The sequence below is a fragment of the Archangium gephyra genome, from assembly GCF_049060025.1.
Classification (GTDB): Bacteria; Myxococcota; Myxococcia; order Myxococcales; family Myxococcaceae; genus Archangium; species Archangium gephyra_A.
In genome coordinates this window covers 766,033-784,364 of sequence record NZ_JBMEQQ010000002.1, presented here as the reverse complement: position 1 = coordinate 784,364, position 18,332 = coordinate 766,033, and the positions used below count along the sequence as shown (strand labels likewise).

The 18,332-nt window shown below is 68.8% G+C and carries 19 protein-coding genes; 6 read left to right on the top strand and 13 right to left on the bottom strand.

Translation table 11 applies throughout. The annotated features are described in order from the left end of the window. Positions 1 to 11: 11 nt before the first annotated feature. Entirely contained in the window at positions 12 to 575 is a 564-nt protein-coding gene (locus ACN28I_RS03580; RefSeq protein ID WP_420940757.1) for a hypothetical protein, read from the bottom strand. 114 nt (positions 576 to 689) lie between these two features. Between ACN28I_RS03580 and ACN28I_RS03575 the strand changes: the two genes are divergently transcribed. Beyond that, entirely contained in the window at positions 690 to 1,904 is a 1,215-nt protein-coding gene (locus ACN28I_RS03575; protein WP_420940756.1) for an MFS transporter, read from the top strand. A gap of 16 nt (positions 1,905 to 1,920) precedes the next feature. On the opposite strand, the gene ACN28I_RS03570 is transcribed toward ACN28I_RS03575, so the two are convergent. The 4 genes from ACN28I_RS03570 to ACN28I_RS03555 all read right to left on the bottom strand — a co-directional run bounded on the left by ACN28I_RS03570 (position 1,921) and on the right by ACN28I_RS03555 (position 5,343). Beyond that, positions 1,921 to 2,418, bottom strand: a complete 498-nt coding sequence (locus tag ACN28I_RS03570) for a tetratricopeptide repeat protein (protein ID WP_420940755.1) — start codon at positions 2,416 to 2,418, stop codon at positions 1,921 to 1,923. Between the two features lie 8 nt (positions 2,419 to 2,426). Continuing rightward, a complete protein-coding gene (locus ACN28I_RS03565) occupies positions 2,427 to 2,711 on the bottom strand; it encodes a hypothetical protein (RefSeq protein ID WP_420940754.1) in 285 nt (94 codons plus the stop codon). Between the two features lie 54 nt (positions 2,712 to 2,765). Then, positions 2,766 to 3,077 carry a hypothetical protein gene (locus ACN28I_RS03560; protein ID WP_420940753.1) on the bottom strand — a complete coding sequence of 104 codons (312 nt, stop codon included), beginning with the start codon at positions 3,075 to 3,077 and terminating at the stop codon, positions 2,766 to 2,768. Positions 3,078 to 3,327: 250 nt separating this feature from the next. After that, on the bottom strand, positions 3,328 to 5,343 hold the full coding sequence (locus ACN28I_RS03555; protein ID WP_420940752.1) for an alpha-amylase family glycosyl hydrolase: 2,016 nt from the start codon (positions 5,341 to 5,343) through the stop codon (positions 3,328 to 3,330). Positions 5,344 to 5,614: 271 nt separating this feature from the next. On the opposite strand from ACN28I_RS03555, the gene ACN28I_RS03550 reads away from it, so the two are divergent. Together ACN28I_RS03550 and ACN28I_RS03545 are read left to right on the top strand one after the other, a co-directional pair. Next, positions 5,615 to 5,935, top strand: a complete 321-nt coding sequence (locus ACN28I_RS03550; RefSeq protein ID WP_420940751.1) for a DUF3817 domain-containing protein — start codon at positions 5,615 to 5,617, stop codon at positions 5,933 to 5,935. Between the two features lie 116 nt (positions 5,936 to 6,051). After that, entirely contained in the window at positions 6,052 to 7,773 is a 1,722-nt protein-coding gene (locus tag ACN28I_RS03545) for a B12-binding domain-containing radical SAM protein (RefSeq protein WP_420940750.1), read from the top strand. Between the two features lie 15 nt (positions 7,774 to 7,788). Here ACN28I_RS03545 and ACN28I_RS03540 read toward each other — a convergent pair whose 3' ends face one another. Then, on the bottom strand, positions 7,789 to 9,396 hold the full coding sequence (locus tag ACN28I_RS03540) for an ABC transporter permease (RefSeq protein ID WP_420940749.1): 1,608 nt from the start codon (positions 9,394 to 9,396) through the stop codon (positions 7,789 to 7,791). Here ACN28I_RS03540 and ACN28I_RS03535 point away from each other — a divergent pair. After that, positions 9,378 to 9,686: a hypothetical protein gene (locus tag ACN28I_RS03535; RefSeq protein WP_420940748.1), complete on the top strand. Its 309-nt coding sequence runs from the start codon at positions 9,378 to 9,380 to the stop codon at positions 9,684 to 9,686. The genes ACN28I_RS03540 and ACN28I_RS03535 overlap by 19 nt on opposite strands. Before the next feature lie 628 nt (positions 9,687 to 10,314). Here ACN28I_RS03535 and ACN28I_RS03530 read toward each other — a convergent pair. Then, positions 10,315 to 11,046: an ABC transporter ATP-binding protein gene (locus tag ACN28I_RS03530; protein WP_420940747.1), complete on the bottom strand. Its 732-nt coding sequence runs from the start codon at positions 11,044 to 11,046 to the stop codon at positions 10,315 to 10,317. A gap of 72 nt (positions 11,047 to 11,118) precedes the next feature. Here ACN28I_RS03530 and ACN28I_RS03525 point away from each other — a divergent pair, with 72 nt between their 5' ends. After that, positions 11,119 to 11,775 carry an arylesterase gene (locus ACN28I_RS03525; protein WP_420940746.1) on the top strand — a complete coding sequence of 219 codons (657 nt, stop codon included), beginning with the start codon at positions 11,119 to 11,121 and terminating at the stop codon, positions 11,773 to 11,775. A 22-nt stretch (positions 11,776 to 11,797) separates the two neighbouring features. Here the strand turns inward: ACN28I_RS03525 and ACN28I_RS03520 are convergent, their stop codons facing one another. Beyond that, the gene (locus tag ACN28I_RS03520) at positions 11,798 to 12,493 is read right to left on the bottom strand and encodes a DUF2306 domain-containing protein (RefSeq protein WP_420940745.1); all 696 of its coding nucleotides are present in this window, start codon (positions 12,491 to 12,493) and stop codon (positions 11,798 to 11,800) included. A gap of 136 nt (positions 12,494 to 12,629) precedes the next feature. Here ACN28I_RS03520 and ACN28I_RS03515 point away from each other — a divergent pair, with 136 nt between their 5' ends. Beyond that, positions 12,630 to 13,316 carry an FBP domain-containing protein gene (locus tag ACN28I_RS03515; RefSeq protein WP_420940744.1) on the top strand — a complete coding sequence of 229 codons (687 nt, stop codon included), beginning with the start codon at positions 12,630 to 12,632 and terminating at the stop codon, positions 13,314 to 13,316. On the opposite strand, the gene ACN28I_RS03510 is transcribed toward ACN28I_RS03515, so the two are convergent. From ACN28I_RS03510 to ccoN, 5 genes are all read right to left on the bottom strand, one after another. Next, positions 13,201 to 13,620, bottom strand: coding sequence for a c-type cytochrome (locus tag ACN28I_RS03510; RefSeq protein ID WP_420940743.1), 420 nt, complete (start codon positions 13,618 to 13,620; stop codon positions 13,201 to 13,203). The two genes, ACN28I_RS03515 and ACN28I_RS03510, sit on opposite strands and share 116 nt — an antisense overlap. 212 nt (positions 13,621 to 13,832) lie before the next feature. Further along, a complete protein-coding gene (gene ccoG, locus ACN28I_RS03505; RefSeq protein WP_420940742.1) occupies positions 13,833 to 15,254 on the bottom strand; it encodes a cytochrome c oxidase accessory protein CcoG in 1,422 nt (473 codons plus the stop codon). Between the two features lie 10 nt (positions 15,255 to 15,264). Continuing rightward, positions 15,265 to 15,819: a cbb3-type cytochrome c oxidase N-terminal domain-containing protein gene (locus tag ACN28I_RS03500; protein ID WP_420940741.1), complete on the bottom strand. Its 555-nt coding sequence runs from the start codon at positions 15,817 to 15,819 to the stop codon at positions 15,265 to 15,267. Beyond that, entirely contained in the window at positions 15,816 to 15,989 is a 174-nt protein-coding gene (locus ACN28I_RS03495; RefSeq protein ID WP_420940740.1) for a cbb3-type cytochrome oxidase subunit 3, read from the bottom strand. Before ACN28I_RS03495 ends, ACN28I_RS03500 begins: the two co-directional genes overlap by 4 nt. Positions 15,990 to 15,991: 2 nt before the next feature. Next, positions 15,992 to 18,328: a cytochrome-c oxidase, cbb3-type subunit I gene (gene ccoN / locus ACN28I_RS03490; RefSeq protein WP_420940739.1), complete on the bottom strand. Its 2,337-nt coding sequence runs from the start codon at positions 18,326 to 18,328 to the stop codon at positions 15,992 to 15,994. Between the last annotated feature and the right edge of the window lie 4 nt (positions 18,329 to 18,332).

Below are 18,332 nucleotides of genomic sequence, written 5' to 3'. Positions count from 1 at the left end.
GGGCGGCGGCCTCAGTAGTCGCCCTTGCGCTGCCGGAAGTGGAGGGCCTCGAGCTGCTTGAGCAACTTCTCGCGCTCCTGGGAGAAGAGCTCGCGGGCCCGGGGCTTCTGCGCGTCGCTCAGCACATTCTCCGCTTCCATGTAGGACCGCGTGTCGTTGTCCTGCATCTGGCGCAGCGTGGACTCGATGCGCTCGAGCCGCTCCCGCCGCACGAGGCGCTCCTTGTCCGCGTCCGGAGGCCCGTTGGTGGTGGTGCCCTTTCCTCCGTGGGCGTCATGCGTCCCGCCGCCCATGTAGCCCCCGTGCCAGGGACGGTTGTCCTTCTTGCTCTGGGCCTGGAGGACCTCCAGTTCATGCTGGAGCCCGATGTTCTTCTCGTGGAGGTTGAAGTCCATCTTCTCGAACCGGTCCACCTGCTCGGCGGTGAGGGCCAGCTCGGCGCGGTGCTCGAGCAACACGGACAGGGAGGACTTGAAGGCCGTGCCCGGGGCCTCGCCCAAGCGCTGGGACGAGGTGGAGCGGGCGCAGGCGGCGAGCGCGAGGGACACCCACAGCAGCATCATCTTGCGAGTCATGTCCCCCATGGTGCCATCAACCCGGAGACGGCTCACGTCCGTCCGCCCCCCTGGAAGGTGGCAGAGCGCCCGACTCCCCGGTATGGGAGGGGCCCTATGGTCCCAGAACCACGGATGCTCCGCCGGATCGAGGCACTCGTCTTCGTGACGGTGTTCCTCGACCTGGTGGGTTTCGGCATCGTCATTCCGCTCCTGCCCTTCTACGTCCAGTCGATGGGAGGCTCGGAGCTCACGGTTGGCGTGCTGCTCGGCAGCTTCTCCTTCACGCAGCTCCTGGCCACGCCCCTGCTGGGGAGGTTCTCGGACCGCTACGGCCGCCGGCCCATCATCCTGCTCAGCCTCGCGGCCAACGCGGTGGCCATGGGCCTCTTCTCCCTGGCCAGCTACCACCACCTGCTGCCGCTGCTCTTCCTCTCGCGCATCCTGGCGGGCGCCACCGCGGGCAACCTCTCGGCGTGCCAGGCCACCCTCGCGGACGTCACCCCGCCCGAGCGCCGCGCGCAGTCCATGGGGCGGCTCGGGGCCGGCATCGGACTGGGGCTCGTGATGGGGCCCATGATTGGCGGCCAGCTCTCGCAGTGGGGCGCGTGGGTCCCCCCGCTGGCGGCCGGCGCGCTCGCCCTTCTCGGCGCGCTCGGCGTGCTGCTGGCCATGCCCGAGACCCATGTCCCCGCCCCCCGCACCACCTCGGCGAAGCAGCCGTCGCGGCTGAGTGTGTTCCACAGCTCCCCCCGGCAGCGTGCGCTGAAGCTCATGCTGCTGCTCTACTTCTTCGTCTTCCTCTCGATGACGACGCTCCAGGTGGCCTTCGCGCTGCTCGCCCAGGAGCGCGTCGGCTGGAGCGAGAAGGAGGTGGGTTACACCTTCGCCCTGGTGGGGGGCTTGGGGCTCGTCATCCAGGGCGGCCTCATCGGCCCGCTGTCCAAAGCGGTGGGCGAGGTGCGCCTGCTCATCCTCGGGACGCTGCTGCTCGCCGCTGGCATGCTGGGCGTGAGCGTCGCGGCCCAACCCCTCCCCCTGGTCGGCGCCGTGGTCCTGGTCGGCATGGGGCTCGGCCTCACCCAGCCCCTGCTCTCGAGCCTGGCCTCCCAGGCGGCGAATCCCTCCCTGCTGGGCCTGACGCTCGGACTGGCACAGTCCTCGGGAGGCCTCGCCCGCACCGTGGGCCCGGTGGCCAGCGGCGCGCTCTACAAGGCCCTCGGCTCCAGCGCGCCCTTCACCGCGGGAGCCCTCATCGCCATCGGGGCGGCGGTGATCGGAGGACTGCTGAAGCGGGAGGGACTCGGAAGGGAGCCTGGCCCTGGACCCACGGCCCGGGACGGCCGCTAGCGGGTTTCCATGGCCTTCAGCGGCCACCCAGGTGCGCGCAGGCATCCGGGTCGCCGCCATCGCACGCGCGCCGGAGGAGCTTCGTGGCCTCGGCGTCGTTCTTCGCGGCGCACCCGCCCGTCTTGTGGCACATGGCCGCGTTGTAGCAGCCGGACATGTCCCCGCCGTCACACCCGCGCATGAAGAGCGAATAGACGCGCGCCGGGTCCGCACCCTCCTTGGACGTGAGGATGCCCAGCACGTTGCACGCCCGGGCGCCGCCCGCGTCACACACCCGGGTGAACAACCCGGTCGCACGCGCGACGTCGCCCTTCATCTCGGCCTCCATGGCCGCATCCCAGCACCCCCTCACCGTCCCGCCGGGGCACGCCTCGTCCTTGTTCGCGAGGGCGGGCTCGGACTTGAGCGCCTGCGCCTGCCCCGCCCCACTGGGCTGCGCTGGCCCAGGGGCCTGCGCCTGCTTCTCGGAACACGCCACCACCGAGAGCAGCGCCAGGAGCCAGATCCTTCTCATCGGCTCGCTCAGTTGCAGAACCAGCCGTCCTGCACCCAGCCCTTGCGGTTGAGCTGGCCGTAGGCGAAGCCATACACGTAGTCGCCATTGCGGGACTCCGGCGTGAAGGTCTCGCCGTACACGAGCGTCCCGGACCAGGGCCCATCGTTGGGGGCGGTGCGCAGGTACAGACTCTGCGCGCAGACGGACTGGCGCACACCCATGCGGGCGCGAGCGTAGGGGCCAATGGCGGCGGCGGCGACACCCGCGACGAGCAGCGTGGCGGCAACGAGAGCGGTGCGATTCAGGCGCATGGTCATGTCCTCGAGGGAATGAGAGGGATTGGAGTCAGCGAGGGGGGAGCCGGACTACCAGGAGCCCCAGCCACCGAGGCATTCGTAACGCATGTAACCCCAGTCATTCGGGCCGTAGTCGAAGGAGGCCGCCCAGCCGTTGTAGACGGGGTGCGCGCCACGGGTGTGACCGACCTTGTCGCCGTAATACAGGGTCCGCTTGAAGCCGTAGGGGCCGCTCGCGCTGTTGTAGCCCGCGTAGAAGCTCGCGCTCTGGCAGACGTTGATGGCGTGGTCCGGGGGGACCTGCGCGTAGACGGCTGTGGACACGACGGCCGCCGCGGCGAGCGCCGCGCCGACGAGGAGCTTCCGGTTGTTCAGAGGCATGACTGCTCCACAAGTGGGGGGAAAGAGGCGGTGTGGATGCGGAGCAGTTTGCACGGGAGATAACGTTTCGCAACGATTACCCGAAAAACCAGGACTTCCTCGATTGCTGTGATGTTGGGCGGTGAACAGATGAGCCGGCTGGCGTAGAAACCCATAACAGCTACCGGAGCCCGTCGGGACACCGTCTGTCTTTGACGGGACCCACGGGCTCCGGAGTCACCCTCTCCCTGTCCGGCTCATCGGCCGTGCGTCATTCGCACTTGCTCACCATCAGCTCGCCGCCGGTGTTGGAGGCGTTGATGCGGAAGCTGAACACGTAGTCGCCGGCTTCCGGAATGGCGATGGAGGACTCGGTGCCATTGCCCGCGGCGACCGCCAGGGGCTGCTCGGTGGCGATCACCACCGGAGCCGAGCCCTGGACCGCGAACTCCCTCGACCAATCCGCGCTGGCGAACTTGAAGTTATAGGCAGTGGGCGCCGGTTCATTGACCACCACCTGATAGAGATTGTTGCCCTTGTAGGCGAAGCGGCGGTTGGCCGGGGTCGCGCCGAAGTTGTTCCCGCCGGCATAGCTGCCCCGGATGAAGATCTCCTTGCCGAGGGGGCCGAGGCCCTCGACGGCCGGAGTGCCGCAGTCCGCCAGCGGTCCTTCCCCGGAGAGGCCACTCCCCTCGCCGGTCCGCGGGCCCTCGGCCGTGGGCGAAGCGATGTCGAAGAACCGCGCCTCGAACGGCTTCAGGGCGATCTCGTAGTTGCCACCCGAGATCGCCACCTTGGTCCCATCCAACAGACTGGCGAGCGCCCCGTCACTGCCAATGGCCGTTCCGGCCACGGTGAGCACCGCCGGGGTGGCCTTGGTGTTCAACACGTACAGGACGTTGTCGGTCCCCTTGTCCTTGCGATCGATGTAGACATTGGCATCCGAGAAGATGTGCGTGCGGCTGCCATTGGCCAGGGCCGGGTGGGCGTCGCGCAGCGCCATCAGCGAGGCCACGTGGTTCTTCAGGCTGGCCTGTTCCGCCGAGAGCACCGCGGGAGTGCCGCCCACCGTGGACGGAACGCCCTGCACGATGGCGGAGGTGCGGGAGACATGGTCATCGCAGCGGCCATTGACGGCGCAGCTCGAGCTGCTGTCACGAGCCGCGAAACCCGGCAGCTCCTGGCCGATCTCGTCCCCGTAGTAGAGGGTGATGGGACCGCTGTACGCGGCCATGAAGCTGAAGGCGGCCTTGTGCCGCGCCCACCAGGCGTCGTCCGAGGGCTCCGCCAGAGCCCCCCGCTGGAGGAGATCGCCGAAGCGGACCAGATCGTGGTTGGTCAGCATCAGGTTCGGCATGGCATGGGCGGGGTACGCCAGGTGGTTCTGATAACCGGCCTGGAGGTTGCTCGCCGCACGATTGCCATTGCCGCTCTCCTCGACGGCGAGGGTCTGCACCAGGCTGTAGCGCACGGGGAAATCGAACACGGAGAGCAGCCCCGGGCTGGCGGCGGTGCCATAACCCTGGCTGGCGATCTCACCCGCGCTCCGCCAGATCTCCCCCACCATGTAGCCCAGCGGATGGACCGTCTGACCGGCGCTGTTGGTGTAGCTCGCGCTGGCCGCGGCCGTGGCGACGGCGGTGCGCAGGTCGTCCCAGTACTCCACCGGCACCTGATAGGCCTGATCCAGCCGCCACCCATCGATCTTGTACTCGGTCACCCAATGCGCGGCGACCTCCTTGAAGAACTCGAGATCGTCCGGATAGACCGCCGCCCGGCCGGTATCCCCCTGGGACTGACCGGTGGTGGAAAGCGTGCGGCCCATCGGCGAGGCGTAGTCCTGGGCATTGATCTTGTAGTGGCCGAACACGCCATCCAGGAACACATACAGTCCCCGGGCATGGGCCGCGGCCACCAGCTCCTTGAGCTTGTCGTTGGTGCCGAAATGGGGGTCGACGTTGAAGTAGTCCGAGGCGAAGTAGCCCGTGGCATCGAGGCGATCGGCCCAGTCGTTCTGACCGGCCACGCGCACGCTGTTGAAGATGGGGGTGAGCCAGATGGCGTTGACGCCGGTCGACTGGATGTAGTCGAGGCTGTTGATGATCCCCTGCAGGTCCCCCTTGTGGGGGCTGGTGCCATAGCCGGTGTTGTAATCCGCGGTGCTGTCGCCATCGACGAAGGACTCGACCATGATCTGGTACAGCCGCAGACCACACTCGGTCTCACCGTTGCCCTTGAAGCAGGCCAGACGGCTGTCGGCCCGGCCCGCCGCGGTACTGACCGTCACCCTGTAGGCCTCCGGCTCGGGGGCCGGCGGTGGATGGGGGTCACCGCCCCCATTCCCATCGCGGCAGGAGGACAGGACGCCGGCAATCGCCAACGTGAGAAAGGATTTCCGCCACTGCATGAACCGCATGAAGAGAGCTCCTTGCTTCGAGGATGTGGGGGACCGTAGGCCACGTCCTCACTGGAGCAAAGACACGGGGCTCGCCACCCAGACCATGAAGAACAGTCCACCTGGACGCATGGCGAGGTGGCGTGAGAAGAACGAGATCCTCATGCCGAAGACCACCCCCGTCAGCCGCTTCCGCGCCATCGCCCAACTCGAGGGCCTCTCCTTCGTCCTGCTCCTCTTCATCGCGATGCCGCTGAAGTACCTCGCCGGCATGCCCCTGGGCGTGAAGGTGGTCGGCTGGGCGCACGGGATGCTGTTCGTCCTCTACCTCCTGCTCCTCGCGGAGGTGGCCGTGGTGCACCGCTGGCCGCTCGTGCGCATCCTGGGGGCCTTCATCGCGTCGCTGGTGCCCTTCGGGACGTTCGTGCTCGACGCGCGGCTGCGCCGTGAGGAGCAGGCGCCCACGAAGCCGGCCGCGAGCTGACGTCCAGAGGTGGGTGGCGGGGGGGCGCACGCCAGCCGGGCCGCCTCCTTCCCAGCATCCATCCACTGTGCGGGACCGTTTATACTCAAGAGCTTCGAAAGGTCGGGTTTCGCTTCATGCATGGCCGTCGTGCCCTCTCCCCAGTCCTCCTTCTCGGCGCCGGAACCGGCGAGGCCACCTGCGGGATCCTCTACCTCGCGAGCTACCTGCGGCGCGGCGGGATCGAGGCCTTCGTCCGGCTCTACGACGGGGACGAGACCGAGAAAGAGATGAGGCGCTCGCTCGAAGCCCTGGTAGCCCGTGTGCGCCCCCGGCTCGTGGGCATCAGCCTCAAATGGTTCCACCACGTCCACCGCGCGCTGCTCATGGCCCGGACGCTGCGGAAGATCGACCCCAGCATCCAGATCGTCGTGGGCGGTAACACCGCGTCGTACTGGTGGCGGGAGCTGGACGCGTTCGACTGCATCGATCACATCGTCCTGGGCGATGGCGAGCGGCCGCTGCTGGCGCTCTGCCAGGGCGAGCCCTCCCCGCCCAACTGCGTCACCCGGACTCCGGACGGCACCCCGCGGCGGTTGCCCCTGGAGTACGTGCAAGGCGCCACGAACAGTGAAGACATCTACTATTCGCACTTCGACGACATCTTCCTGAGCCACCAGGATCGTCACTCCTTCTCGGGGTGGGTCGCGCCCGGCAAGGGGTGTGGCGAGAACTGCCTCTATTGCGGTGGGGCCCGCGGCAACCAGAAGGCCGCCTTCGGACGCGCGAAGCCGTTCCTGCGCTCCGAGGAGAGTGTGCGCCGCGACCACCAGGAGATCTCCCCCCGGACGTGGCAGCTCCGCTACGACTTCTCGGGAAGCTCGGCGGAGTTCCTGCAGAGCACCTGGGCGGGGGTCGATCTCTCCCACCACTCCTGCATGTATTTCCTGTGGGGCGTGCCCCGGATGGGGCTCATCGAAGCCCTCGCCCAGGCCTTCGAGCACGTCCACATGGTGCTCGACATCGGCTGCTTCTCGGAACAGCAGCGGCACGAGCAGATGCGCCGGGGCCTGCTCAAGCCATGTGCCTCGGACCAGCAGTTGTTCGAGATCATCGACGGCTGCCGCCGCTACAAGCACCTGGACATCGAGGTCTCTGGCATCGCGGGCCTTCCCTTCGCCAGCGCCGCCACGCTCGACGAGGAAGTCCGCCTGGCGGAGCGCTTGCTCCGGCTCGGCTGTGGGCTGGGTTACCAGCGGCTGGAAGCGCAACCCGGGGCGCTCGCCACCGAGCACCCCGCGCGGTTCGACATGGTGAGCGAAGCGCGGACGTTCACGGAGTTCCTCGAGTATTTCGAGCAACGCGAGCCCGGCGATGTGTCGTCGGTGCCGATGCTGCGCTTCCGCGACGCGGCGCTCGAGAAGGCGGTGCAGCGCACGTCGGAGCACGTGGATGGCCTCGCGAGTGCGCACCGGGACAAGAAGCGCAGGGTCGCCATCAACGGATGCACGCGCCTGTTGAACACCGCCCCCTCGACGCAGCGGTTCAAGCTCGGAGATTGGTTGGGACATCACCGCGTCCCCGCCAAGGTGGCGCAGGAACAGGTGACCGTCGTCCGGTCGGTGAACGGAACCGAGCTGTACTGTGCCCCTTTGCTCAACCCGCGACGGTTCACCGACCCGACGCTGGATCAGGGCGAGGACGGGAAGATCCTCCTCACCACCCTGGCCGCCTTCGACCGCCCGACGACGGTCGCCCAGGCGGTGGCGCAACTGGGGGCGAAGGCGAGGCTCGATCCGGACTCCGCCCACGAGGTCATCGAGCACCTCGTGGACGGACGCTTCCTGCAGCCCGCGTGAGGAGCGGGGCCCCGCTCAGCCCTGCAACTCCCGCAGCGTCACCGAGGGCGGCGCGTCCAGCACGCGCCGGGTGGCGAACATGCCCGCGCTCACCGCCGCCAGCATTCCCAGCCCGCCCCCCACCACGCCCAGCCGCCAGTCCGTCTGCCACGGCAGTCCGAACACCTGCGTGGCGATGACCCCGGCCAGGACGGAGGCGGCGCACGCCGCGGTGAGGCCCGACAACAGGCCAATGGCCGCGAACTCCGAGGCCTGCGCGAGCCGCAACTGCCGGCGGCTGCCGCCCAGCACCCGCATCACCCCGCCCTCCAGCAGCCGCTCGTCCTGACTGGCGCTGACCGCCGCCATCAGCACCAACAGGCCCGCGAGCAGCGAGAAGTAGAACACCACTTCCACCACGGTGGAGACCTGGTCCGCGGTGCTGCGCACCTGCGCGAGCAGCGCGTCCACATCCACCACCGAGAGGTTGGGGAAGCGGGACACCAGCTCCGCGGTGAAGCGCGTGCGCCCGGGGGGCACGTGCACCGCGGTGATGTAGCTGGCCGCGTAGCCCGTGAGTGCGCCCGGCGAGACAAGCACGATGAAGTTCGGCCGGAAGCTCTCCCACTCCACCTTGCGCAGGCTGGTGACGGTGCCCTCGAGCCGCTGGCCCGCGATGTCGAAGGCCACCCGGTCCCCCAGCTTCCAGCGCATCGCGGCGGCGAAGCCCTCCTCCACCGACAGCTCCGGCTTCTCCGGGCGCCGCGGGCCCCAGAAAGTACCCGCCGTGACGCGGTTGTCGTCGCGAAGCGTCTCGGCGGTGGAGAGGTTGTACTCGCGGTCCAGGCGCCGCTGCCCGCGACGCTCCTCCTCGGTGGTGGCGGCCTCCGCTGCGGGTGCCGCCTTCACCGGCTCGCCGTTGTGCGCCACCAGACGGCCGCGCACCATGGGGAAGAGGTCCGGCGCGGGCACCCCCTGCTCGGCCATGAACGCACGCACCGGCTCTATCTGGTCGTCCTGCACGTTGACGATGAAGCGGTTGGGCGCCTCCTTCGCGAGCGACACCTGCCAGCGGTCGAGCAGGTCCGTGCGCACGAAGGTGAGCAGCAACAGCGCCATCAGCCCCAGGCCGAGCGCCGACACCTGCGCGACGCTGGTGGCCGCGCGCCGGCTCACATTGGCCAGCCCGTAGCGCAGGCTCCCGCGCAGCCGCGAGCGAAGCCGCCGCACGAGGGCGATGAGCCCCCACGCCAGTGCGGCCAGCACGCCCAGCGTGGCGATGATGCCCAGGAGCATCCACGACGCCAGCGCCGCCGAGCCCGCCTTCCACCACAGCAGCGCGGCCAGCCCCGCCACGCCCGCGGCCCCCACCAGCCAGGAGCTCGGCTCGGTGCGGTCGAGATCCCTCCGCAACACACGCAGCGCGGGCACCCGGCGCAGCGCGAGGATGGGCGGCGCACCGAAGGTCAGCAGCACCACCATGCCCACCCCATACCCCTGCACCGCGGGCACCCAGCCGGCCGCCGGGATGGACAGCTTCAGCGCCTCGGAGAGCCAGTTGCCCACCAGCCACTGCATCACGAAGGCGAGCAGCACGCCGATGGAGCTCGGCGATGAGCCCGAGGATGAGCAGCTCGCCACCATGGGTGCCCACCAGCGTGCGCTGGCTCGCGCCCAGACACCGCATCACCGCGGTGCTCGACAGGTGCCGCTCGCTGTGCCGCCGCGCGGCCATGGCCACCGCCACCGCCGCCAGCACCACCGACACCAACGCCGCCAGGCTCAAGAAGCGATCGGCCCGGTCCAGCGCCGAGCGCATCTCCGGACGCGCATCCTTCACCGTCTCCAGGCGCTGGCCCCGCACGAGCCCCTCGCGCGCGGTGCGCACGAAGCGCTCCACCGCGTCCGGCTCTCCGGCCACCACCAGCCGGTAGCGAATCCGGCTGCCCTCCTGCACCAGCCCCGTCGCGGGCAGGTCCGCGAGGTTGAGGAACACCCGGGGCGCGATGTTGAAGTAGTCGAGCGCCGCGTCCGGCTCCTGCACCACCAGCGCGGTGAGCCGCAGTTGCGACTCGCCAACGCCGATCATGTCCCCCAACCGGGCATCCATCGCGTCCGCGCCCGCGCGGCTCATCCACACGCTGCCCGGCTCGGGGATGCCCGTGGCGTCGTGCTCGGGGCCGTCCACCGCCTCCACGATGCGGAAGCGGCCTCGCAGGGGAAAGCCCTCTCCGAGCGCCCGGAGATCTCCGAACTTGAGCCGCTCATCGTCCGCGTCGCCGACCCGGACCATGCTGGTCAGCTCCCGCGTCTCGGTGCGTTTCAGCCCGGGCGCCCCCGCGGCCTCGCTCACCACCCCGCCGAGCGGAGTGTCGCCGATCACCACCGCATCACCGCCGAGCAGCCGGTTGGCCTCCAGGGCGAGCGCGCGCTCGGCGCGGTCCGTGACGAAGCCAATGGCCGTCACCGCCAACACCGCGAGCACCAGGGCGCCCAGGAGGATGCGGAGCTCGCCCGCGGCGAAGTCACGGCGCAACTGGCGCCAGGCCATCTTGAGCAGCCTCATGACGTCTGCCTCTGCTCCGGCACCAGACGGCCGCTGTCGAGCCGCAGCCGCCGCCCGCATCGCGCCGCGAGGTGCTCGTCATGGGTGACGAGCACCAGCGTGGTCCCCGCCTCCGCGTTGAGCGAGAACAGCAGCTCGACGATGGACTGGCCGGTGTTCGTGTCCAGGTTGCCGGTGGGCTCGTCGGCGAAGAGCACCGACGGCCGGGTGACGAAGGCGCGCGCCAGGGCGACGCGCTGCTGCTCTCCTCCCGAGAGCTGGCGCGGGTAGTGGCCGAGCCGCTCCCCCAGCCCCACCTTGCCGAGAATGGCCCGGGCGGGACTCTCCGCGTCCGCGTCTCCGCGCAGCTCGAGCGGGAGCATCACGTTCTCCAGCGCCGTCAGCGAGGGCAGCAACTGGAAGCTCTGGAAGACGAAGCCGACCTTCTCACCGCGCACGCGTGCCCGGCCGTCCTCGTCCAGGGAGGACAGCGGCTCGCCGTCCAGCAGCACGCTCCCGGAGCTGGGCGTGTCCAGCCCGGCCATCAACGACAGCAGCGTGCTCTTTCCCGAGCCGGAGGCGCCGACGATGGCCACGGTGTCGCCATGGGAGATGGAGAAGCCCACTCCGTCGAGGATGGTGAGCGGTCCGGACGGCAGGGACACGCGCTTGCCCAGTTCCGACACCTGGAGGGCCAACCGCTGCGGGTCGGGCTGGACTTTGGTGTGCATCGCGATGTTGTGGGGCATATTGGTTCTTCGTCAGGGGATTGTCTGCTCGCGGAGCAGGCTTGTAACGGCGGCCCCGGGGAGTTTCAGCGAATGAGCCAAGAATACATGAGGCAGCACGCCCGGACCTCCGGTGTGCTCGGCTACCTGGTGCTGACACTGGCCGTGGGGCTTTGCACCCCGGCGCGGGCCGCCGAGCCCGCGCGGACAGTGTTGGTGATGGGGGACTCGTTGTCCGCCGCCTACGGGCTCGCGCCCGAGGAGGGCTGGGTGGCGCTGACGGCCGAGCGCATGGCCAGGCAGACGCCTGGATGGCGGATGGTCAACGCCAGCGTCAGTGGGGAGACCACCGCGGGAGGGGCCTCGCGGATAGCAGGAGAGCTCGCGCGCAACCGGCCGGCGGTGGTGGTCATCGCCCTGGGAGGCAACGACGGCCTGCGGGGCCTGCCTCTCAAGCTGACCCGGGCCAACCTGGAGAAGATGGTGAGCGCGGCCAAAGCCGCGGGCGCCCGGGTGCTGCTGGTGGGCATGCGCATGCCGCCCAACCTGGGGAAGGCCTACACGGAAGGCTTCACGGCCAACTACCGGGCGGTGGCCGAGGCACACCAGGTGCCCCTGCTCCCGTTCCTGCTGGAGCCCATCGCGCTGGACCGCGACGCCTACCAGGCCGACAACATCCACCCCGTCGCCGCCGTGCAGCCCAAGCTGCGTGACCATGTCTGGCCCGCGCTGGCTCCACTGCTGAAGTGACGGGGGAGCCGCTGGCTCCGTCTCAGGCTCCCTGCAGTGAGGCGGGCTGGGCCTCGGCTTCGGGCCGCCGCACCGGGCGCGTCTGGCGGATCCACCACTCCCCGGCCGCCATGGTCACGAGCCAGCCCGACCAGAAGGTCACGCCGATGAGCTGGGTCGGGGTCAGCGACGTGGTGGCGATCCCCAGCATGTACAGGATGCGAATCGTCGCGATGCCCAGGCCGATGGAGAAGCTGCGGATCATCCACTCGCGGTGCTGGGCGAAGTCACGCTTGCGCGCGAACTGGTACGCCCTGGCCGTGGCGAGGATCATCAGCGCACCGAAGACGACGCTCGGCACCAGCTCGACGGTCCCGGCCATGCCGTGCGTGTACGCCATGGTCATCCCCGAGATGGCGGCGGCGAAGCTCAGGAGCACGAAGACCCGGCCCGCCCAGCGATGCACCCGCGGGCGGCGGGCCCGGAACGTCTTGCTGAACTGCAACACGCCCAACACCATGTAGAGGGTGCCGCCCAGCCGGTGGATCATGTTCTGGATGGGCCACTCGAACTGCTTGGGGATCATCCCGGTCGCGATGTCGCTCCCGTAGAGCATCACCATGAACTGATCGTAGAGCGCTTTCGGGATGATGTACGGGGAGAGCGCGCTGAAGATGCTCAGGGAAGCGAGGTAGATGACGACGTAACGGCCCGTGTTGGAGAGGTTCGTGCGCGACATGTCTCCTCCCAGGAAAGCAAGGAGGGGGGGCGGAATACAACCCTCTGGAAGTAGGCGCACACCCATCCACACGCCCGGGTGCAACAGGCCCAGGTGACGGCAGTGCAATCTGGACCGCTCATCGCGCGATCTGGTAATGGGGCCGGTGCCGGGGGGAGAGCAGATCATGTTCCGAATCGAGACCGAGAAAGAGCTTCTGGGCGCGTTCCGCTCGCGGGATCGCAAGCACGTCGAGCTGCCCAAGGGCATCCAGCTCCCCCTCTTCGTCCGCGACTACCTCGCGTGGGTGGATCCCTACGGCGTTCGCGTCTTCCTCGTGTTCACCGCTCCGGGCGCGAAGAAGCCCACGGGCATCGCGTTCCGCCGCGATCAGCAGGGAGACAAGACCCTGACGGCCCGGGTGTGTGACTGGTGCCGAGCCCATGGCTCGGCGGATCAGATCGGCCTGCTCACCACGGATGTGGATTCCAAGCGCCGGGTGGGCGTGAACCTCTGCCTGGATCTCCGCTGCAACGAGAAGCTGGAGGCCGCGGCCAACATGGGCGGGCGCAGTGTCCAGGACGACATGAAGCAGCTCATCGAACGCATGGCCCGCTTCGCGGAAGAAGCGCTGGGCATGGAGCTTCCGCGAAGAGAGCCGCTGACAAGCCACCCCGAGGGGCAATGGCCAGGGGCCTCGCGCCACTGGCCGCCCCACGGCGTGAGCCCTACTTCTTGCCTTTGCCGCCCTTGGGCTTGCCGCCGCCCAGCACGGAGCCCGGCTTCTGCAGCTCGAGCACGTAGTACGACAGCGCCCAGCGCTCGTCCTCCGGAAGCTGCGTGAAGGCCACCATCGTCGAGCCCGGGATGCCCGTGGCGAGCGTCTGGAAGATCTCCTCGGGCTTGTTGCCCTTCTTGAAGGTCTCGGTGAGGAAGTTGCGCGGCTTGGGCACCAGGACCGCGGCCATCTGACTGGAGGCATCACCCTTCTCGCCGTGGCAGGCGGCGCAGTTGCGGCCGAAGGACGTCTTCGCCTTCTCGAGCATCTCCTTCGTCGGCGCGGGCTTCGCCGGCGGCGCGGCCAACGCCAGGCTGCCCCCGAGCAGCCCCACCACCATCGTCCACTTCATCAGGTTTTCACGCGTCACGTATGACCTCCACATCCAGGTGAACACGCCCCCGGTACGCCCCGGGGGCCGCGCCGGACCATCCAAGCAAGTCCGGCGCCAGGAAGAGACGGTATCCCGAGAAGTACCGTTCAGAGGGAAGCAACCGGCCCGTGCTCCTGACTACGCTCCGGGCGGACAGGCAGTGCGAAAATCCTGCCGGTCCGCGGGGGGGAAGGCGCGCAAAGCCTGCGTCAGGTGCCGTTCCCGGGAGGCGCGAGGAAGTGGGCCTCCAGCCGCTTCACCTGGCCCGAGGCTTCATCCGTCACCTCCACGTAGAAGGTGAAGGGGCGGGCCTGGCCGCGCTCCAGGGTGAGGAAGAGCGGCACCCGGAAACCCTCCAGCGAGGAGAGCTTCACCTCCCGCTGCGGCACCACCACCGAGGCCTCCACCGGGCTGTCCACCCGCAGGGAGAAGGTGGACTCGGTGGGGTTCTTGTTCACCAGGTGCAGATCGAACTGGTTGCGAACCGTGCCGCCCTCCAGCACGTAGGTCGTCCCCTGCAGGCGCAGCAGGTTGGCCTCGAAGGGCGTGCGGCGGGCGAGGCTCACCCCGAGCGCGAGCACGGAGGCCAGCAGCATGCTCCCATAGACGAGGAGCCGGGGCCGCGACACGCGCCTCCCCTGCCCCGCCAGCCCGTTGAGCGAGTCGTAGCGGACGAGGCCCCGGGGCCGGCCCAGCTTGTCCATCACCTCGTCACAGGCATCCACGCACTGCGCGCAAGCAATGCAGTCCATCTGCAGCCCGTTGCGGATGTCGATGCCGGTGGGACACACGAGGACGCACTTGCGGCAGTCCACGCAGTCCCCCTGACGGGAGGAGGCCTCGCCCCCGGCCTTCGCCTTCTGGAGGCGGCCCCGGGGCTCCCCCCGGCCCAGGTCGTAACCGATGATGAGCGACTCCCGGTCCTGCATGGCGGACTGCAGGCGCCCGTAGGGACAGAGCACCACGCAGAGCTGCTCGCGGAACCAGGCGAAGTTGAAGTACAGCGCGCCGGTGACGGCCATGGCCCAGGCGAAGGCCACGGGGTGCTGGAGCGGCCCCTCGCGCACCATGCCCGTCAGCCCCTGCGCGGAAACGAAGAGGCTGAGCGCCACGTGGGCCAGGAAGAGCGACACCGCCACGTAGGCGCCGTGCTTGGCCACCGCGCGCACCACCCGGGCCGCCGTCCACGGCCCGGCGGCCATGCGCAGGCGGCGCTCGCGCGGGCCGTCGATCCACCGCTCTATCCGCCGGTACACACCCTCGAGGAACACCGTCTGCGGGCAGGCCCAGCCACACCACACCCGGCCCAACCACGCCGTGAGGAAGAACAGGCCGAAGCCGATGGTGGTGAGCAGGAAGAGGACGAGCCAGAAGTCCTGCGCGTTGTAGGTGTTGCCGAAGAGGTAGAAGCGGCGCGCGACCACGTCCAGGTGGATGGAGGGACGGCCTCCCACGTGGATGAGCGGCAGCGCGACGTAGATGGCGATGAGCACCGCGAAGACGGCGTAGCGCCGGGTGGTGAAGCGGCCCCGGACGTCCGCCGGGTGGATGGCCAGACGCGAGCCATCCTCCTTCACGGAAGGAAGATGGCCCATGCCCGGGCCTTGTGGCTGGGGTTGCGAGGTGGCCATGGCGGATGCCCTACTTCTCGGGCTCCCCTTGCGGCGGCTTGCCCGGCACGTTCGTGTTCTTGAGGGTCAGCACGTACGCCACGACGGCGCGCACCCGCTGCGGGCCCAGCACCTTCTCCCAGGCGGGCATGCCCTTGGCCAACACCCCCTCGTTCACCACCCTGTGGAGATCCGTGGGCTTGCCGCCGTGCAGCCACGCGTCGTCCGTCAGGTTGGGGCCGATGATGCCCTCGCCCTTCAGGCCATGGCAGGCCGCGCACGTCTGCTGGAAGTTCAGCTTGCCCTCGTCCACCAGGCCCTGGTCCTGCACGAGCAGCATCAGCCCCGCGTCCGAGTCCGGCTTGGGCTTGCGGGCCTCGGCCAGCCGCGCCGCCTCGGCCGCCTCCGCGCGGTACACCTCCAGCGAGCCCCTCCCCTGGCCCGTCGTGTGGAAGTAGTACCAGTAGCCGAAGCCGAAGATGACGGTGAGCCACAGGAGGAACAGCCACCAGTTGGGCAGGTGGTTGTCCATCTCCTCGATGCCATCGTAGACGTGGACGATGCCGCTCTTGTCCTGGGCACTCATGGGTGATCCTCCGGCTCGCTCAGTGGCAGCCGCGCGAGCCCATCGAAGTCCTGGCCGCGCCGGGCGAGGAGCACCCACGCCACGACGCCAACGAAGAGGGCCAGGAAGAACAACATGGCGAAGAGGGGCAGCGCGGTGAGCTGCATGCCCGCGAAGTATTGTTTGTACATGGCTACTCGCCTCCCGTGGTCGACGAGACGGGCTCGGGCTGGGCGGGCTTGGGCAGATCCTGCGGTCCGCGCCCCAGCCGCTGCAGGTACGAGACGATGGCCACCATCTCCGAGTCCCACGCCACCTTCACGCCCTGGGCCGCCAGGTCCGTGACGATGGTTTCGGCCTGGGCCTTCTGGCGCAGCTCGGCCCCGTCCACGTCCGCGTTGGTGTACGGCACGCCCAGCTTCTGCATGAGGGCCAGCTTCTTGGGCGCCGCCTTCACGTCGATCCTGTTCGCCGCCAGCCACGCGTAGGACGGCATGTTGGAGCCCGGGCTGGTGGCGCGCGGATCCATCAGGTGCGTGTAGTGCCAGAGGTTGGGGTACTTGCCGCCCAACCGGTGCAGATCCGGCCCGGTGCGCTTGCTGCCCCACTGGAAGGGATGGTCGTAGATGAACTCCTCGGCGCGGGACACGTCGCCGTAGCGCTGCGTCTCGGCGAGGAAGGGACGGATCATCTGCGAGTGGCACACGTAGCAGCCCTCGCGCACGTACAGGTCACGTCCCTGCAGCTCCAGCGGCGAGTACGGCTGCTGGGCCTCGCCGTGGTGGGGCACCGCCTGCTTCACCAGGATGGTGGGCAGCAGCTCCGCCACGCCCCCCACGAGGACGGCCACCAGGGTGAGCACGGTGAAGGCCAGCGGACGGCCTTCCACGAGCGCGAACCACGAGGGTCGGCCCGCCTCGCGCTGCTTGCGCGCCACGACGAAGGCCAGCGCTCCCAGCGCCACGATGACGCCCGTGAGGACGAAGAAGCGCACCGGGCTGCCCCAGCCCAGGAAGATGGACACGCCGATGATGGCCAGGCCGAAGACGAACGGCCAGCCGGTGAGCAGCGCCCCGAGGCCGGGCTGGGCGCCCGCGGGCACCGGCTCAGGCTCCACCACCACCGTGGTCTCGCCGTCCACCGCCTTGCCGGAACGCGCGGTCTTGTACAGGTTCCACATCATCAGCACGAAGCCGACGAGGTAGAGCAGGCCGCCCACCATGCGGACGATGTACATGGGCCGGATGGCCAGCAGCGTCTCCACGAAGTTCGGGTAGAGCAGCGTCCCGTCCGGGTTGGTGGCGCGCCACATGAGGCCCTGGTTCACCCCGGACACCCACATGGCGACCATGTAGAGGAGGATGCCCACGGTGGCCATCCAGAAGTGCGCGTCCGCGGCCTTCGTGGAGTGCAGCTTCGTGCCGTACAGGCGCGGCATCAGCCAGTAGAACATGCCGGCCGCCATGAGGCCGTTCCACCCCAGCGCTCCGCCGTGCACGTGGCCGATGATCCAGTCCGTGTAGTGGCCGAGCGCGCTCACCGACTTGATGGACAGCAGCGGCCCCTCGAGGGTGGCCATGCCGTAGAAGGTGACGCCCGCCACGAAGAACTTGAGGACGGGATCCTCGCGCAGCTTGTGCCAGGCACCGCGCAGGGTGAGCAGGCCGTTGAGCATGCCGCCCCAGGACGGCGCCCACAGCATGAGGCTGAACACCATGCCGAGCGACTGCGCCCAGTCCGGCAGCGCCGTGTAGAGCAGGTGGTGCGGGCCGGCCCAGATGTACATGAACACCAGGGCCCAGAAGTGCACGATGGACAGCCGGTACGAGAAGACCGGACGCTCGGCCGCCTTCGGCAGGAAGTAGTACATGATGCCGAGGATGGGCGTGGTCAGGAAGAAGGCGACGGCGTTGTGGCCGTACCACCACTGCACCAGCGCATCCTGCACCCCGGAGAAGACGGAGTAGCTCTTGAGCGCGTTGAGCGGCAGCGCCAGGCTGTTGACGATGTGCAGCACCGCCACGGTGATGATGGTGGCGATGTAGAACCAGATGGCGACGTAGAGCTGCTTCTCGTGGCGCTTCGCCAGCGTCCAGAAGAAGTTGATGGCGAAGACGACCCACACCAACGTGATGGCCAGGTCGATGGGCCACTCCAGCTCGGCGTACTCCTTGGACGTGGAGATGCCCAGCGGCAGGGTGATGGCCGCCGCGACGATGATGGACTGCCAGCCCCAGAAGTGGATTTTGGAGAGCGTGTCGGACGCCATCCGCGTCTTCAACAGACGCTGGGTGGAGTAGTACACGCCCGCGAACATCATGTTGCCCACGAAGGCGAAGATGACCGCGTTGGTGTGCAGCGGGCGCAGCCGCGAGAAGGTCAGGTACGGAACGCCGAAGTTGAGCTGCCACCAGGCGAGCTGGGCGGCGATGATGACCCCCACCAGCAGGCCCACCGCGCCGAAGAGCATCGACGCGATGATGAACCTGCGGGTGATGGTGTCGTCGTAGACGATGCGTTGCTGTTGCACGAAA

Coding starts and splice junctions, on each gene's coding strand:
- ACN28I_RS03500 (WP_420940741.1), bottom strand. CDS start 15,819: ATGAGTGCCCAGGACAAGAGCGGCATCGTCCACGTCTACGATGGCATC.
- ACN28I_RS03495 (WP_420940740.1), bottom strand. CDS start 15,989: ATGTACAAACAATACTTCGCGGGCATGCAGCTCACCGCGCTGCCCCTC.
- ACN28I_RS03575 (WP_420940756.1), top strand. CDS start 690: ATGCTCCGCCGGATCGAGGCACTCGTCTTCGTGACGGTGTTCCTCGAC.
- ACN28I_RS03540 (WP_420940749.1), bottom strand. CDS start 9,396: ATGGTGGCGAGCTGCTCATCCTCGGGCTCATCGCCGAGCTCCATCGGC.
- ACN28I_RS03515 (WP_420940744.1), top strand. CDS start 12,630: ATGGGGCCGGTGCCGGGGGGAGAGCAGATCATGTTCCGAATCGAGACC.
- ACN28I_RS03580 (WP_420940757.1), bottom strand. CDS start 575: ATGACTCGCAAGATGATGCTGCTGTGGGTGTCCCTCGCGCTCGCCGCC.
- ACN28I_RS03535 (WP_420940748.1), top strand. CDS start 9,378: ATGAGCAGCTCGCCACCATGGGTGCCCACCAGCGTGCGCTGGCTCGCG.
- ccoG (WP_420940742.1), bottom strand. CDS start 15,254: ATGGCCACCTCGCAACCCCAGCCACAAGGCCCGGGCATGGGCCATCTT.
- ACN28I_RS03560 (WP_420940753.1), bottom strand. CDS start 3,077: ATGCCTCTGAACAACCGGAAGCTCCTCGTCGGCGCGGCGCTCGCCGCG.
- ACN28I_RS03570 (WP_420940755.1), bottom strand. CDS start 2,418: ATGAGAAGGATCTGGCTCCTGGCGCTGCTCTCGGTGGTGGCGTGTTCC.
- ACN28I_RS03565 (WP_420940754.1), bottom strand. CDS start 2,711: ATGCGCCTGAATCGCACCGCTCTCGTTGCCGCCACGCTGCTCGTCGCG.
- ACN28I_RS03520 (WP_420940745.1), bottom strand. CDS start 12,493: ATGTCGCGCACGAACCTCTCCAACACGGGCCGTTACGTCGTCATCTAC.
- ACN28I_RS03545 (WP_420940750.1), top strand. CDS start 6,052: ATGCATGGCCGTCGTGCCCTCTCCCCAGTCCTCCTTCTCGGCGCCGGA.
- ACN28I_RS03525 (WP_420940746.1), top strand. CDS start 11,119: ATGAGCCAAGAATACATGAGGCAGCACGCCCGGACCTCCGGTGTGCTC.
- ACN28I_RS03550 (WP_420940751.1), top strand. CDS start 5,615: ATGCCGAAGACCACCCCCGTCAGCCGCTTCCGCGCCATCGCCCAACTC.
- ACN28I_RS03530 (WP_420940747.1), bottom strand. CDS start 11,046: ATGCCCCACAACATCGCGATGCACACCAAAGTCCAGCCCGACCCGCAG.